Raw genomic sequence first — 13,590 nt, 5'->3', positions numbered from 1 at the left:
CTCACTCGGCGTTGCGCGCGCGGCTCGGCTGGACCCGCATGGGCTCCCCCGGCATCTTCGGGAAGTCGGGCGGGAACGGCAGCTCGCCGAGCCCGTCGTCGAGGTCGCGCTGCCACCACTCCAGCAAGGTGGTGAGGCGTCCGGGGTTGGAGCGCATGCCGGCCCAGGGGTCGCCGACATCGCGCAGCCGGTCGGGGATCGTGCGGATCGTGAACCGCGCGGGGTCGGCCGTCTCGAGTTCGTCCCATTCGAGCGGGCACGACACGGGCGCGTGCGGAAGCGGTCGCGGGCTGTAGGCGCCCGCCATCGTGCGGTCGCGGTTCGCCTGGTTGTAGTCGATGAAGATGCGGTCGCCGCGCTCCTCCTTCCACCAGGCGGTGGTGAGCTGCTCGGGCATGCGGCGCTCGAGCTCGCGAGCGAGCGCGATGACCGCGTGCCGCACGTCGAGGAACTCGTGCTCGGGCCGGATCGGGGCGAAGACGTGGATGCCACGGCTCCCCGACGTCTTCACGAACGCGGTCAGCCCCACCTCGGCCATGAGCTCGCGCAGGGCGAGCGCGGCGGGCACCGCCTCGGAGAAGCCCGTGCCCGGCTGCGGGTCGAGGTCGATGCGCAACTGGTCGGGGTCGTCGGTGTCGTCGGCGCTCGACGCCCACGGGTGGAAGACGATCGTGTTCATCTGCGCGGCCCAGACCGCAGCGGCGGGTTCGTCGAGCACGAGCTGCGGATGCCGCCGGCCACTGGGGTACGTGACGGTGACCGATCGCACCCACTCGGGTGCCCCCTTCGGCGGGTTCTTCGAGAAGAACTGCTCGCCGTCGATTCCCTCGGGGAACCGCTGGAGCGACACGGGACGGTCACCGTTCGCCTCGATGAACGCGTCGCCGACGGCGACGAGGTACTCGGCGAGCTCGAGCTTCGTGATGCCCGGTTCGGGCCAGAGCACCCGCGTGGGTGAGGAGATCCGCACGTCGCGATCACCGTGCGGACCGGGGACAGTGAGCGTTGCAGCAGCGCCGGCCATGCTGCCGACGCTACTCCCTCAGTGCGACACGCCCCCGGTGCCACGCGCCTTCGCCCGAGCGGCCTCGCGCGCGGCATCCCGAGCGGTATCCGCGGCCGCGGCCTCCTCGGGCGTCGGGGCAGTGCCCCCGAGGTGCCTGGGCTGCCACCACGCGCCGGTGCCGTCGACGGGGTACCGGCGCTGCAGGTCGTCGACGAGGCCCTGAAGCGACGTGCGCAGCCGATCCGTGGCGACGTGCGGCTCCTCGTCGGCTGCGACCGTGATGGGCGGACCGAAGGCGAAGGCGACCGGCACGCCGAAGCGCTCCCGGAACCTGATGCGATGGCGTTTCGTGAGCAGTCGCTGGCCGCCCCAGACGGCGACCGGGACGACCGGCACGTCCGCCTCGGCGGCGAGGCGCACGGCGCCGGTCTTGAGCTCGCGCACCGTGAACGACGCACTGACGCCCGCCTCGGGGAACACGCCGAGCAGCTCGCCGCTGCGGAGTGCTTCGACCGCCTTGGCGTAGGCCGCCGCTCCGGCCTTCATGTCGACGGCGATGTGCCGCATCCCCCGCAGGAGCCGTCCGACCACGGGCTTGTCGAATGCGCCCTGCTTGGCCATGAAGCGGATGCGGCGGCGGTTCGCCAGCCAGGTCACCCACTCCACGAGGGCGAAGTCGAGGTAGCCGAAGTGGGTCATCGCGAGCACCGCTCCGCCCGAGGCGGGCACGTGCTCCACCCCGCTGACCTGCCGCTTGAGGCGCCAGAAGGCGAAGAGCCCGCGGCCCGCGACGATCGCCACGCTGTAGATGGGTTCGCTCTCGCGTCGACGCGTCATCCCCTGAGCGTAGGCGCTGCCACTGGACGGCGCCTGAACCATCGCTCGCCCAGGCCGCGCAGCTGGCTGGCCGCCACGCCGGCCACGAGCACGGCGCTGCCGACGAGTTCGAGCGTGTTCGGGATCTGCCCGAGCCAGAGCGCGGCGGCGGCGAGCCCGACCGGGGGGACGAGGAGCGCGAACGGTGCGACGAGCGCAGCCGGGTACTTCCCGAGCAGCATGTTCCAGATCGTGTAGCCGACCAGCGACGCGACGCCCGCGGTGTAGCCGACGCTGACGATGGTCGGCCATCCGATCGTGGCGAACGCGTCGCCGACCACCGCCGGGCCGTCGAGCACGAGGCTCAGGAGGAGCACCGGCACCGGCACGAACAGCGCAGACCACACCACGATGCCGAAGCCGTTGGCACCCGCCGCGGAGCGTGAGATCACGTTGCCGATCCCCCAGCTGAGGCCGGCGGCCACGCAGACGAGCATCGGCACGATCGCCGCGGTACCCGCCGCCCCCTCGAGCCGTCCCGCGGCCACGATCCCCAGTCCCGCCACCGCCACGAGGGCCCCGAGGAGCTGGATCGGCGACGGCCGTTCGCGCAGGGCGACGGCGCCGATCACGAGCGTGAAGATCATCTGGCACTGCAGCACCACCGCGGCGAGGCCGGCGGGAAGCCCGAGGTGCATGGCGGTGAACAGCAGGCCGAACTGGCCCGCGCTCATGAACAGGCCGATGCCGGCGAGCACTCGCCACGGGGCATCCGGCTTCGGCACGAGGAAGACGAGCGGCACCGCGACCAGGGCGAACCGGAGGGCCACGAGTACGAGCGGCGAGGTGTCCCGCAGGCCGAGGTCGATGACGACGAAGTTCACGCCCCAGACGATGGCGACGAGGAGTCCGAGGAGCAGATGGCGGGGAGTCACCACGCCAGCCTCGCAGCAGGGAAACTGCAGCACCAGTTCCGAATGGTTGCGCTGATCACGTAGGATCACTTCATGATCGACCTGCAGGGCCTCCGTGCGCTCGTCGCCGTCGATCGCGACGGCTCGGTCGTCGCGGCCGCGGAGCGACTGGGCTACACGCCGTCGGCCGTCTCCCAGCAGGTGAAGAAGCTCGAACGCGACCTCGACGCCGTCCTGCTCGAGCGCCGCGGCCGGGGCGTCCTCCTCACCGATCGCGGACGCGCCCTGGCCACCGAGGGCCGGGAGCTCCTCACGGGCCTCGAGCGGCTCGAGGCGCTCGCGGCGAGCGGCACCCGCCGTTCGGCGCCGATGCGCATCGCCTCGTTCTCCACCGCCACGCGCGGCCTGGTGGCGCCCCTCCTGCGCGACCTCCGCACCGGCGACGAGCCCGTGCTCGCCACGGTCACGAGCGTCGACCCGTTCGTCGCGATGGAGATGGTCGCCTCAGGCGTCGCCGACCTGGCCGTCGTGCACAACTGGAACTCGGTGCCGCTGGTCGCGCCCGCGCACGTGGCCACGGAGCACGTGTGCAGCGACGAGGCCGACGTGGTGCTTCCGGCGCGGCATCCGCTCGCCGAGCTCGACGAGGTGGAGCGAGCCGACCTCGTCGACGAGGCCTGGGCGAGCACGCCCAAGGGTGCGATCTGCCACGAGGCGCTGCTGCGCATCTTCGCCGACCTGGGGGCGGTACCGCGCATCGTCGTCGAGGACCCCGACTTCGCGTCGCTCATCGAGCTGGCCCGCCAGGAGATCGCCATCTCGCTCGTGCCGCGGCTCGGCCGCCAGCCGATGCCCGAGGGCGTCGTCGCACGCCCGCTCGCCGACCACAGCCAGGTCCGGGGGGTGCGCGTGGCCTATCGCCGCTCGATGTCGGAGAGCCCCGCCATCCGTCGCGCCGTGCGCCTGCTCGTCGACGCCGGCGCGCGCGTGACGCTCGCAGGGGCCGTCTGACCCGACGTCCCGCACGCGGGTCGGCTCACATCGACGCGTGATGCGGGTCGGCCAGTGGCTGCAGGCGGAAGAGCCGCACGACCCGGCCCGAATCGCGCTCATAGCCTCGATACCCGGGCCACTGCGACTCGATGCGGGCCCACGCGGCGTCGCGCTCGCCCTCGGGAATGAGCATCGCCCGCACCGGCATCCGCCGCCCTCGCACCGTGATCGCCGCGTCGGGGTGGGCGAGCAGGTTGTGGGTCCATGCCGGATGCCGCTCCTGGGCGAACGTGGTGCCGGCCACGATCGCGCGACCTCGGCCGTCGGGCGTGTACATGAGGTACGCGTCCCGCGGCTCGCCCGACTTGGCGCCCACCGTGTGCAGCACGAGCGAGGGCACGAGCAGTCCGCTGAGCTGGACCCGCCCGCCGGTGAGGCGCCTCAGCAGGCGCTCGACGGGCGGCAGGACGACCGGCCCGAGAGCTCGGAACAGTCGGGTCCTCGTGAGCGGCGCCACCACGGATCGGACGGCCTGCAGCACAGTGGGCATGACGCCATTCTGCTACCCCTCGTGGCGGGCCGCGTCAATCCCCTGCGGACACTCCATCGCCGCCGTACCTTGGGCGCAGGCCGTCGCGGACGCGATCCGGCCCTGACGATCGGAGGAGCCATGTCCGACGCACGACGACCCGGAGAGCCGCTCGAGGGCGAGTACACCGACTCGGAGCTTCCACTGAGCGCGGAGCTTCCCAAGGAGGAGTACGAGGAGGTCGAGGAAGTGCTCGACGCCGACGATGACGACCTCGGCGACACGCTGGAGGTCGACGAGGTCGAGGTCGTCGAGATCGTCGACGTCGATGACGTCGACGACGGACTTCGCTGACACTTCGCTGACTAGTCGCCTCGCGCGGCGTCGGCCCGCTCGCGATCGACCGCGGCGCGGGCCGACGCCAGTTCCGTCGCGGCATCGGTCGCCCGCCGTTCGGCCCGCTGGAGCCGCCGCAGTGCGAGCGTCGACGCGCCGTAGCGGGCGCGGACGCGGTCGTGCTCCTCGTCGACGGCCGCGACGATGAACGACCCGACGATGAGGATCACCTGGCTCGAGAGGTTGAACCAGAGCAGCAGTGCGATGAGCGAACCGAACGAGGCGAGCAGCGGATTGCTGGTCGCGCCCGCGACGAAGAGGCTCGAGAGCACCTGCAGCACGGTGAGGCCGACGCCGCCGAGGAGCGCACCGGCCCACAGCGACCGGGCGCTCGGCCTGACGCCCGACAGGATCCGGAACATCGCCGCGATCACCACCGTGTCGATGGCGAAGATGACCGCGGTGGAGACGACCCGGGTGACGACCTCCGAGGTCGCGTCCGTCTGCGAGGCGCCGAACCATCCCAGGATGGTGTCGACCGCGCTGGTGCTGAAGAACGTGACGAAGGCGGCCGCGGTGAGTGCGGCGCCGAACCCGATGGCGAGCAGCAGGTCGCGGCCCAGCACCCAGACGAAGAAGGTCTGGTCGTCGGGCTGATCCGCCAGCGTCCGGAACGCGATGCGGAGTGAGCCGACCGCACCCATGGCCGCACCGATGAGGCCGACCAGCGCGAGGATGCCGGTGATGCTCAGGGTGAGCGGCTGGATGAGGTCGGCCGGGTCGATGAGCGCGTCCTCGCCGATGAGACCGGGGATGGCGGCGTCGATGGTCGTCACGATGGCCCGCATCGCCTCCGGTTGCCCCGAGAGCCAGACGCCGCCGATGGCGAACCCGAGGAAGACGCCGGCGAACACCGAGAAGAGGGTGCGGTAGGTGATGCTGTCGGCGAGCATCGGACCGTGGTGCTCGAGGTAGATGAACCACGCCCGCACGGCCCGCGTCGCGAGCGCCAGGGCCGTGACCCGCTTGCTCCACGCGATGAGCCCCGCGAACGGCCCTCCTCCGGCGGTCTTCGTCTGCTCATCGGCCATGCCGTCAGGCTATCGAGGGCGGATGCCGCGTGCAGACGCTTGACACGCGACCGCCTCCGCCCGCTCCCCTACATTGGACGTCACACCCGATGGAGGAGCGCACATGGAAGGCCTGATCCTCGTGGTGGTGCTCGGCGCCACCATCCTCGGCGGCGGGATGCTCGCGCAGCGAGTGCCCGTGCCGGCACCCCTCATCCTGCTCCTGGCCGGCGCCGCCCTGAGCTTCGTGCCCGGCATCCACGTGGAACTGCCGCCCGAGCTCGTGCTGCTGCTGTTCCTCCCCGCGCTGCTCTATTGGGAGTCGCTCAACACCTCGCTCCGCGAGATCCGCGACAACCTCCGCGTCATCGTGCTGCTGGCCGTCGGACTCGTGTTCATCACGGCATTCGCGATCGCGTGGCTCGCCTCGTCGTTCGGCCTGCCGTGGCCCATGGCCCTCGCGCTGGGCGCCATCCTGTCGCCGACGGATGCCACGGCGGTGGCCGCGGTCGTGCGACGCCTCCCGCGCCGGCAGGGCACGATCCTTCGCGCCGAGAGCCTGCTGAACGACGGAACCGCCCTGGTGCTCTACTCGGTCGCGGTGGGGGCGGCGACGGCCGGCGCCTCGATCACGGCAGGGAGCCTGTCGGTGCAGTTCCTCTACGCGTACGCCGTCGGCATCGGGATCGGGCTCGCCGTCGGGTACGCCGCGTACCAGGTGCGGAAGCTCTTCCGCGGGGACCGGCTGCTCGGCGGCACCCTCAGCGTGCTCACCCCGTTCGTGGCCTACCTGCCGGCAGAGCTGGTCGGGGCATCGGGCGTCGTCGCCGTGGTCGTCTGCGGCCTCGTCATCAGCCAGGTCGGTCCGCGCATCATCACGGCAGCGACGCGTGCGCAGACGTTCGGCTTCTGGCAGCTGGCGAGCTACGTGCTGAACGGCGCCCTGTTCGTGCTCATCGGGCTCGAGCTGAAGCCCGTGCTCGACGGGCTGGGCGCCGACTGGCCGAGCGCCCTGCTCTTCGGGCTGGCCTGCGCCGTCGGCGTCATGGCCGTGCGACTGCTCTGGGGGGTGACCACGCCGTACGTGATCCGCCTCATCGACCGGCGGCCGGTGCAGCGCACCCGCCGGGTCGGCTTTCGGCAGCGGTTCCCGATCAGCTGGGCGGGATTCCGCGGCGCCGTGTCGCTCGCCGCCGCGCTGGCGCTCCCGCAGCAGACCTCGGACGGCGCCCCGCTGCCAGGCCGCGACCTCGTGATCGCGGTGACGTTCGTCGTGATCCTCTTCACCCTCGTCGTGCAGGGGCTGACCCTCCCGGCCGTCGTGCGATGGTCGGGGCTCACTCGCGACCCGCGCGAGTTCGATGAGGAGCTTCTCGGCGAGCAGGCGATGCTCCGGGCCGCGCTGGAGGCGCTGCCTCGCGCGGCCGGCGAGCTCGGCACGAGCGGCCCGATCGTGGACGGGCTGCGCACGTCCTACGAAGACCGGCTGCAGCTCATCCACCGGGAGGACGGCCGGCCGGAGGCCGCGGCCCGCGACGCGAGCACGCGCGACGAGGAGGACGCACTGCACCTGGCGATCCTGCCGGCCAAGCGCGCCGCGCTCCTGGCGCTCCGGCACGACCGGCGCATCGACGACGTCATCCTGCGACGCCTCCAGGCGCGCATCGACCTGGAGGAACTGCGCCTGTCGGCGCCGATCGAGGAGGACTGAACGGCGAACGCCCCCGACGGCGGACCGTCGGGGGCGTTCGGAGCGACAAGGCGTGTGGCTGGAGCCGGATCAGTACCAGCCCTGCGAGTTGAAGGAGTCCCAGGCGCCGCACGGGGTGCCGTAGCGCCCGGTGATGTAGCCGAGGCCCCACGAGATCTGCGTGGCGGGGTTGGACTGCCAGTCGGGACCGGCCGTCGACATCTTGCTGCCCGGCAGGGCCTGCGGGATGCCGTAGGCGCCGCTCGGGTTGGACGCGTACACGTTCCAGCCCGACTCGTGGTTCCACAGCTCGACGAGGCAGCCGAACTGGTCGTCGCCCCAGCCGCGGGCGAGGAGCATGTCACGGGCGATGGCCTGGGCGGCGCTCGGGTTCGAGGGCGCACCGGGTCGCGACGAGGGCGACGAGGACGACGACGACGACTCGGCCGCCTCGGCGGCAGCGGCCTCGGCTGCGGCTTTCGCCGCGGCAGCGGCGGCCGCGGCAGCGGCGGCCTGCTCGGCGGCGACCCGGTCGGCCTCGGCGACGGCGCCGCGCACCGTCTCGGTGTGCACCTTCGTGGAGTCGACGAGCGCGAAGACCCGCTCGGGGGCGAGGAGCCGGTAGTCGTCGAGGGCAGCCACGGACGCGGCGAGGGCCGTGGCGTCGGCCTTGCCCTGGGCGGCGGCGATGGTGTCGCTCGCGCCGGCGAGGGTGTCCTCGGCCTGCTTGACCGCGCGGGCTTCGAGGATGCCGCCGTGGGAGTCGAGCTGCTTGACGTCGGGGTTCGCGGCGTCGGTCAGCGCCCGGGTCTCGGCGATGCGGTCGTTCTGCGCGGCGACCGCGCCCTGCACGGCGAAGCCGGTGCCGACCATGGCGCCGATCGCGGCGACGGCGCCCGCGGCGAGGAGTGGTCCGCGTCGCCAGCCGGCGGGCCGGCGTCGATCGCGGCGGGTGGCCGACTCGGACTCGGGTGCGGTGGTGGAGTGCTCTGAAGTGGAGGAAGGCTGGTTCTGCATGACTTTCACGGGGCGGAGTCCCGAGGCTCGAGGCCACGTGATTCCTTGCTCGACGTTCCACAGACGCGGGGGCGCCCGGGCGAAGTGGCCAGTCTGACGACCTCTTCTGTACGTCTCCGCACATGTTCCTGTGAATGTCATCCAAGGTATTGACGATCGCTCGATTATCACGGTTCGGTCACGGCCGCCCCGGATGCCGCGCGATCACGCCACGTCGCGATGCTCCCCGCGCAGGTCCATGCTGATCTGGTCGGCGTCCAGCGTCTCGAGCGCCCCCGTCAGCACCGACGCGCTGAACGTGCCGTCGTCGCGCGCGGCGAGCAGCGCCTCCCGCTGCGCCTCGATGATCTCGAGCCGCAGGGTGCGGAAGAGTTCCCGATCAGCGGCGGGATCCCGGTCGCCGTGCTGGCGTTCCCCGGTGGCCGCCCGCGCCTCGCGATGCTCGCGCACCAGGTCATCGGCCACGCCCCGCAGCATCTCCTCCAGCTGCGCCCGTTCGGTGCGGGCAGCCTCGATGTCGACTCCGGCCGGCTTCACGAGGCGGACGAGCCACGGCAGCGTGCCGCCCTGGATGAGCAGCGAACCCGCTGCAACGAGGAATGCGATGAAGATCACGAGCGACCGGTCGGGTGTGCCCTGCGGCAGCGTCTGCGCGGCGGCCAGCGTGACGGCGCCGCGCATTCCCGCCCAGACGATCACCGTTCCCTCGCGCCAGCCCAGTGGCACGGCCATGAAGTAGTCGATGTCGGCCACCTTGCGACGGATACGGGTCTGGAACCGCTGGAGGGAGGCGGCGGACAGCACCCGGCCGGCCCGGCGACGACCCGAGCCGCCCTGGGGCTCGGGCGCGACCACTTCGCCCGGCTCGACCGTGTCGAGGCGCTCCTGGAACGCCGTGAGGTGCGGCTTGATGCTCGCGCCGCGGCGCGAACTGCGTCGCTGGAGGCCGAGCATGGGCAGCACGAACGACGCCCGCACCAGGATCACCGCCACGAGCGTGATCGCCGCCACCCGAGCGCCGAGCTCCACGCCCCGCGTCTCGTCGGTGAGGTCGCTGAGGATCGTCGAGAGCTCGAGGCCCATCACGAGAAACACCGTGCCCTCGAGGATGAGCTCGATCGTGCGCCAGTTCTGCACGTCGGACATCCGGTGCTGGGGCGAGAGGCTGCGGATCGCCCCACGCCCGGTGACGAGCCCCGCCACGACCGCGGCGACGAGACCGGATGCCCCGAGCGCCTCGCTCGGCACCGAGGCGAGGAACGGCACGGTGAACGAGATGACCGTGTTCACCGTGGCATCCGTCACCCGCGACCGGACCCACAGGTTGGCCCGCCCGACCAGCCAGCCGATCACGACGGCGACCGCGACGGCGAACACGAAGTCGCCGACGACCTCCCAGAAGGTCACGGTGGCCGCAGTCGCGGCGATGGCCGAGCGCAGCAGCACCAGGGCGGTCGCATCGTTCAGCAGGCTCTCGCCCTCGAGCACGGTGACGACGCGCGGCGTGACGCCGACGCGCTTCACGATCGAGGTCGCGACCGCGTCGGTGGGGCTGACGATCGCCCCGAGCGCGATGCCCGCGGCAAGCGTCACGCCCGGCACCAGCCACCAGAAGAGGAGCCCGAGCGCGACCGAGCTCACGACCACGAGCGCGACCGAGAGGCCGCTGATCGCACCGAACTCCCGCCGGAACTCCATGGACGGCATCGACACCGAGGCCGAGTACAGCAACGGGGGAAGGACGCCGGCGATGATCCACTCGGGGTCGACCTCGATGTCGGGCACGAACGGCAGGAAGCTCACGAGGATGCCCACGACGACGAGCAGGAGCGGTGCGGAGAACCCGAGCTTCGGGCCGATGGCGGTGGCCGCGGCGATGCCGAGCAGGCCGAGCACGGCCACGATCAAGAGTTCCACGAGGCTCCTCCCCACACGCCTGCCCGCCAGTCTGGCGCATGAGCGCGCGGCGGCGCGACGCGGCATCCGATCACCGCGTCGCGGTCACCGGGCGCGGAAGTCGGGATAGCCGGGCCATTCCCCGGGCCCGTGGGACCGCACGAACTCCTGGTGCACGCGCTCGCAGGCGCCGCGCAGCGTCGTGCCCCAGCCGAGCAGGCGGCCGCCGAACTCCGCGCGGTAGCGCACCGCGCCGTCGACGCGCAGGATCGTGACGGTGCCGTACTCGCGTCCGGTGCTGTCGACGAGCCGCCAGCGGCCCGGTTCGGGTTCGGTCGCGGCGAGGATCGGATGCCAGGTGGTGGCCAGTGCTGCTCCTTCCAGAGCGCCCCGGCCGGCGTGCTCCAATCGTACGTCGGCGCTCCCGCATCCGCGCTCACAGCGAAGTCACAGCGGGGAGGCGTGGGATGCGGAACAGGGCGGCGCCGCAGCCGGTTCTACATGGTGACGTGCGACACCGCAGGGTGTCCCCCGTCGAGGCGCCGCAGCCAGCGACGCCCCCGAAGGAGGAACGAAGTGTCAGAGGACTACCGCAGGACTCCCGGGGCGGTCGCCCGCCTCACCCCGCAGCAGTACAAGGTCACCCAGGAGGAGGGCACCGAACCCGCCTTCCGCAACGAGTACTGGAACCACCACGAGCCGGGCATCTACGTCGACGTGGTCTCGGGCCAGCCGTTGTTCGCGTCGACCGACAAGTACGACAGCCGCTCGGGCTGGCCGAGCTTCACCCGGCCGATCGAGCCCGACGCGGTCACCGAGCGGGTCGACGGGTCGCTCTGGATGAAGCGCACGGAGGTGCGCTCTTCGGCCGCGGACAGCCACCTCGGCCACGTCTTCGACGACGGCCCCGCCGAGGCCGGAGGGCTGCGATACTGCATGAACTCCGCCGCGCTGCGCTTCGTGCCGGCGTCGGAGCTCGAGACGGAGGGCTACGGCCGGTACCGCTCCCTGTTCCCCACCACCAGCACGACCACGGATGCCGCGAGCGCGGCGTCCGAGAAGGAGGACGCATCATGACGGCCCCAGGCGACGTCACCCGCATTCCCGGAACCGAGACCGCCGTCCTCGCCGGCGGCTGCTTCTGGGGCATGGAGGACCTGCTCCGCAAGCGCCCGGGCGTGATCGACACCCGCGTCGGATACACCGGCGGCGAGAACGCGAACGCCACCTACCGCAACCACCCCGGCCACGCCGAGGCGCTCGAGATCGTCTACGACCCCGCCAAGGTGTCGTACCGCGACCTGCTCGAGTTCTTCTTCCAGGTGCACGACCCGACCACCCTCAACCGGCAGGGCAACGACATCGGCACGAGCTACCGTTCGGCGATCTTCCCCCAGTCGCCCGAGCAGGAGGCGGTGGCCCGCGACACGATCGCCGACGTCGAGGCGTCGGGGATCTGGCCGGGCGACGTGGTCACGACGATCGAGCCGGCCGGTCCCTTCTGGGAGGCCGAGCCGGAGCACCAGGACTACCTGGAGCGCATGCCGTGGGGCTACACCTGCCACTACGTGCGCCCCGACTGGAAGCTGCCGAAGCGCAGCGCCGAGCCCGTGGCCTAGGCGCACCGGTCGCTGACACGACGGCCCCGGCGGACAGAGTCCGCCGGGGCCGTCCGCGTCAGCCGGGCACGACCCCGCGCACGGTCCACGCCCGCGCCACGAGGCGGATGGACCCGTCGGGCTCCGTCGGCACGAGCTCCCGCAGCCGTTCACGCAGGCGTTCCCGCGCCGGCTCGTCGATCGACATGGCGTAGGCGGGCGCGACGCCCTGGCCGCCGAGGAACGGCGTCCAGTAGTCGTCGAAGTCGGCGAATGGCGTGGGGACCTCGACGGCGCCCGACTCCACGTCGACGAGTCCGGCGCTCGCGAACCGCCAGCTGAGTCCCTCCGGCGTCAGCGTCTCGAAGCGCGCGCCCTCATCGAGCGCCGCGGCCCTCGGGTCCAATTCGACTGCGGCGCGCCAGAACCAGCGCATGAGCTGCATCCGGTCGGCGTAGTCCCAGACGTATCCGGCGACGATCCCTCCGGGGACGGCGACCCGCGACATCTCCGCAAGGGCGGCGTCGAGGTCGGGGAGGAAGTTGAGCACGAGCCCCGACACCACGACGTCCACCGAGGCGTCGTCGAGCGGCAGGGCCGCGGCATCCGCCCGATGGAAGGTCACCCGGTTGCCGAGGTGGCCGACGGCGGCCTCGAGGAACCCCTTCGACGGTTCGACGCCGTCGACCGAACCGGGCTCCTGCGTCGCGAGCACGGCGGCGGACAGCGCCCCGGTGCCGCATCCGACGTCGAGCCAGCGCAGGCCGGCGGGCATCCGCAGCCAATCGAGGAACTCGGGCGCGACCTGGCGGCTCCATCGCCCGACGTACCGTTCGTAGGCCGGACCCTGTTCCCAGGTGTCCGGGGCCTCGATATGAGCCATGCTCAACGGTACCGCGCTCTCCGCCCGTGCGGTCAGGCGGGGACGCCGAGCTCGTCGAGCGCGTCCTGCACGATCGTGAGTCCGCCGAGGCCGGGCATCGCGCTGATGCTGTCGTCCACCTTGCGGGCGGCGCGTCGGCCGTCGGGCCCGCTCATGAGGTGCGTCATGACGTGCCGCACGTCCGCGGTGGTGTTGATGCTCGAGCCCACGGGCGCCCAGAACCGGCTGAGCGCGAAGCGCGTGATCTTCTGCGCCTTCGTGCTCGCCGCCAGCCGCTCCCGCGCCTGCGACGTGTAGAACGCCACGTGCCGCGCTTCCTGCTTCGCGATGCGACGCAGCAGCTCGGCGAGCACGGGATGCTCCTCGAGCTCGGCCATGCGCTGGTACGCCGTGATCGCCGACCACTCGTTCGCCGCGCCCCACGACATGTGCACCGCCACGAAGTCCGCGCCCACGAGGGACCCCATGACGGACTGCTTGATGGGGTCGAGGCGGTCCTTCCAGCCGAGCTTCAGCCGGTTCGCCTTCAGCACGTCGTAGTCGACGGTGACGTCGTACATGGCGAGCACCGCCGCGAGCGCCTCGCCGTGCCAGAACTCCTCGCGGTTCCACATGGTCATGAAGGCGCTGACGTCGCTCTCCCGATGCGAGGGCGTGGTGAGCAGGTCCCTCGTGTAGCAGACGGTGTGGTACTCGACGTCGGCCATGTAGCGCAGGGTGCGCAGCGACTCGGGCGGCAGCGGGTGGCGCCGGAAGTCCTCGAAGTCGAGGTCGTCCCAGTGCACGCTCACCGAGGTCGCCGTGTAGCGGTCGATGTCGAACCCCATGTGCTCGCCTCCGTC

The 13,590-nt window shown here is 71.8% G+C and carries 15 protein-coding genes; 5 read left to right on the top strand and 10 right to left on the bottom strand.

Features of this window, described 5'->3' with window-relative positions:
* Position 1: 1 nt before the first annotated feature.
* Genes ligD through J2X63_RS13420 form a run of 3 tightly spaced genes read right to left on the bottom strand, consistent with a single transcriptional unit; the run spans position 2 to position 2,757 of the window.
* Positions 2-1,024, bottom strand: coding sequence for a non-homologous end-joining DNA ligase (gene ligD / locus J2X63_RS13430; RefSeq protein WP_309978072.1), 1,023 nt, complete (start codon positions 1,022-1,024; stop codon positions 2-4).
* Between the two features lie 18 nt (positions 1,025-1,042).
* A complete protein-coding gene (locus tag J2X63_RS13425; RefSeq protein ID WP_309978069.1) occupies positions 1,043-1,843 on the bottom strand; it encodes a lysophospholipid acyltransferase family protein in 801 nt (266 codons plus the stop codon).
* Complete coding sequence (locus J2X63_RS13420; RefSeq protein WP_309978067.1) at positions 1,840-2,757, bottom strand: EamA family transporter; 918 nt, start codon at positions 2,755-2,757, stop codon at positions 1,840-1,842. The genes J2X63_RS13425 and J2X63_RS13420 overlap by 4 nt, the downstream gene beginning before the upstream one ends.
* A 72-nt stretch (positions 2,758-2,829) precedes the next feature.
* Here J2X63_RS13420 and J2X63_RS13415 point away from each other — a divergent pair, with 72 nt between their 5' ends.
* Entirely contained in the window at positions 2,830-3,747 is a 918-nt protein-coding gene (locus J2X63_RS13415) for a LysR family transcriptional regulator (protein WP_309978064.1), read from the top strand.
* A 25-nt stretch (positions 3,748-3,772) separates the two neighbouring features.
* Here J2X63_RS13415 and J2X63_RS13410 read toward each other — a convergent pair whose 3' ends face one another.
* On the bottom strand, positions 3,773-4,279 hold the full coding sequence (locus tag J2X63_RS13410; RefSeq protein ID WP_309978062.1) for a nitroreductase family deazaflavin-dependent oxidoreductase: 507 nt from the start codon (positions 4,277-4,279) through the stop codon (positions 3,773-3,775).
* A gap of 120 nt (positions 4,280-4,399) precedes the next feature.
* Between J2X63_RS13410 and J2X63_RS13405 the strand changes: the two genes are divergently transcribed.
* Entirely contained in the window at positions 4,400-4,612 is a 213-nt protein-coding gene (locus tag J2X63_RS13405; RefSeq protein ID WP_309978060.1) for a hypothetical protein, read from the top strand.
* An 11-nt stretch (positions 4,613-4,623) separates the two neighbouring features.
* Here J2X63_RS13405 and J2X63_RS13400 read toward each other — a convergent pair whose 3' ends face one another.
* Complete coding sequence (locus J2X63_RS13400) at positions 4,624-5,685, bottom strand: YihY/virulence factor BrkB family protein (RefSeq protein WP_309978059.1); 1,062 nt, start codon at positions 5,683-5,685, stop codon at positions 4,624-4,626.
* Between the two features lie 103 nt (positions 5,686-5,788).
* On the opposite strand from J2X63_RS13400, the gene J2X63_RS13395 reads away from it, so the two are divergent.
* Positions 5,789-7,375 (top strand): Na+/H+ antiporter, encoded by a 1,587-nt coding sequence (locus J2X63_RS13395; protein ID WP_309978058.1) that lies wholly within the window; start codon positions 5,789-5,791, stop codon positions 7,373-7,375.
* 69 nt (positions 7,376-7,444) lie between these two features.
* On the opposite strand, the gene J2X63_RS13390 is transcribed toward J2X63_RS13395, so the two are convergent.
* The 3 genes from J2X63_RS13390 to J2X63_RS13380 all read right to left on the bottom strand — a co-directional run bounded on the left by J2X63_RS13390 (position 7,445) and on the right by J2X63_RS13380 (position 10,675).
* Positions 7,445-8,371, bottom strand: coding sequence for a lytic transglycosylase domain-containing protein (locus J2X63_RS13390; protein ID WP_309978057.1), 927 nt, complete (start codon positions 8,369-8,371; stop codon positions 7,445-7,447).
* A 204-nt stretch (positions 8,372-8,575) separates the two neighbouring features.
* Complete coding sequence (locus J2X63_RS13385) at positions 8,576-10,288, bottom strand: sodium:proton antiporter (protein ID WP_309978056.1); 1,713 nt, start codon at positions 10,286-10,288, stop codon at positions 8,576-8,578.
* Positions 10,289-10,372: 84 nt separating this feature from the next.
* The gene (locus J2X63_RS13380) at positions 10,373-10,675 is read right to left on the bottom strand and encodes a hypothetical protein (protein WP_309978055.1); all 303 of its coding nucleotides are present in this window, start codon (positions 10,673-10,675) and stop codon (positions 10,373-10,375) included.
* A 168-nt stretch (positions 10,676-10,843) separates the two neighbouring features.
* On the opposite strand from J2X63_RS13380, the gene msrB reads away from it, so the two are divergent.
* Both msrB and msrA read left to right on the top strand, forming a co-directional pair.
* Positions 10,844-11,344: a peptide-methionine (R)-S-oxide reductase MsrB gene (gene msrB, locus J2X63_RS13375; protein ID WP_309978053.1), complete on the top strand. Its 501-nt coding sequence runs from the start codon at positions 10,844-10,846 to the stop codon at positions 11,342-11,344.
* Positions 11,341-11,886, top strand: coding sequence for a peptide-methionine (S)-S-oxide reductase MsrA (msrA, locus tag J2X63_RS13370; protein ID WP_309978051.1), 546 nt, complete (start codon positions 11,341-11,343; stop codon positions 11,884-11,886). Before msrB ends, msrA begins: the two co-directional genes overlap by 4 nt.
* A 58-nt stretch (positions 11,887-11,944) precedes the next feature.
* On the opposite strand, the gene J2X63_RS13365 is transcribed toward msrA, so the two are convergent.
* Together J2X63_RS13365 and J2X63_RS13360 are read right to left on the bottom strand one after the other, a co-directional pair.
* The gene (locus J2X63_RS13365) at positions 11,945-12,748 is read right to left on the bottom strand and encodes a class I SAM-dependent methyltransferase (protein ID WP_309978049.1); all 804 of its coding nucleotides are present in this window, start codon (positions 12,746-12,748) and stop codon (positions 11,945-11,947) included.
* Between the two features lie 32 nt (positions 12,749-12,780).
* Positions 12,781-13,575, bottom strand: a complete 795-nt coding sequence (locus tag J2X63_RS13360; RefSeq protein ID WP_309978047.1) for a ferritin-like domain-containing protein — start codon at positions 13,573-13,575, stop codon at positions 12,781-12,783.
* Positions 13,576-13,590 lie beyond the last annotated feature (15 nt).

Origin of the sequence: Agromyces sp. 3263, from assembly GCF_031456545.1 — a bacterium.
Classification (GTDB): Bacteria; Actinomycetota; Actinomycetes; order Actinomycetales; family Microbacteriaceae; genus Agromyces.
Note: the sequence above shows the minus strand (reverse complement) of the source record. Positions and strands in the feature narration are given on the sequence as shown.

What these genes read in the sequence shown, in the direction of transcription:
- ligD (WP_309978072.1), bottom strand. Translation starts at nt 1,024, where the DNA reads ATGGCCGGCGCTGCTGCAACGCTCACTGTCCCCGGTCCGCACGGTGAT.
- J2X63_RS13425 (WP_309978069.1), bottom strand. Translation starts at nt 1,843, where the DNA reads ATGACGCGTCGACGCGAGAGCGAACCCATCTACAGCGTGGCGATCGTC.
- J2X63_RS13415 (WP_309978064.1), top strand. Translation starts at nt 2,830, where the DNA reads ATGATCGACCTGCAGGGCCTCCGTGCGCTCGTCGCCGTCGATCGCGAC.
- J2X63_RS13410 (WP_309978062.1), bottom strand. Translation starts at nt 4,279, where the DNA reads ATGCCCACTGTGCTGCAGGCCGTCCGATCCGTGGTGGCGCCGCTCACG.
- J2X63_RS13405 (WP_309978060.1), top strand. Translation starts at nt 4,400, where the DNA reads ATGTCCGACGCACGACGACCCGGAGAGCCGCTCGAGGGCGAGTACACC.
- J2X63_RS13400 (WP_309978059.1), bottom strand. Translation starts at nt 5,685, where the DNA reads ATGGCCGATGAGCAGACGAAGACCGCCGGAGGAGGGCCGTTCGCGGGG.
- J2X63_RS13395 (WP_309978058.1), top strand. Translation starts at nt 5,789, where the DNA reads ATGGAAGGCCTGATCCTCGTGGTGGTGCTCGGCGCCACCATCCTCGGC.
- J2X63_RS13390 (WP_309978057.1), bottom strand. Translation starts at nt 8,371, where the DNA reads ATGCAGAACCAGCCTTCCTCCACTTCAGAGCACTCCACCACCGCACCC.
- msrA (WP_309978051.1), top strand. Translation starts at nt 11,341, where the DNA reads ATGACGGCCCCAGGCGACGTCACCCGCATTCCCGGAACCGAGACCGCC.
- J2X63_RS13365 (WP_309978049.1), bottom strand. Translation starts at nt 12,748, where the DNA reads ATGGCTCATATCGAGGCCCCGGACACCTGGGAACAGGGTCCGGCCTAC.
- J2X63_RS13360 (WP_309978047.1), bottom strand. Translation starts at nt 13,575, where the DNA reads ATGGGGTTCGACATCGACCGCTACACGGCGACCTCGGTGAGCGTGCAC.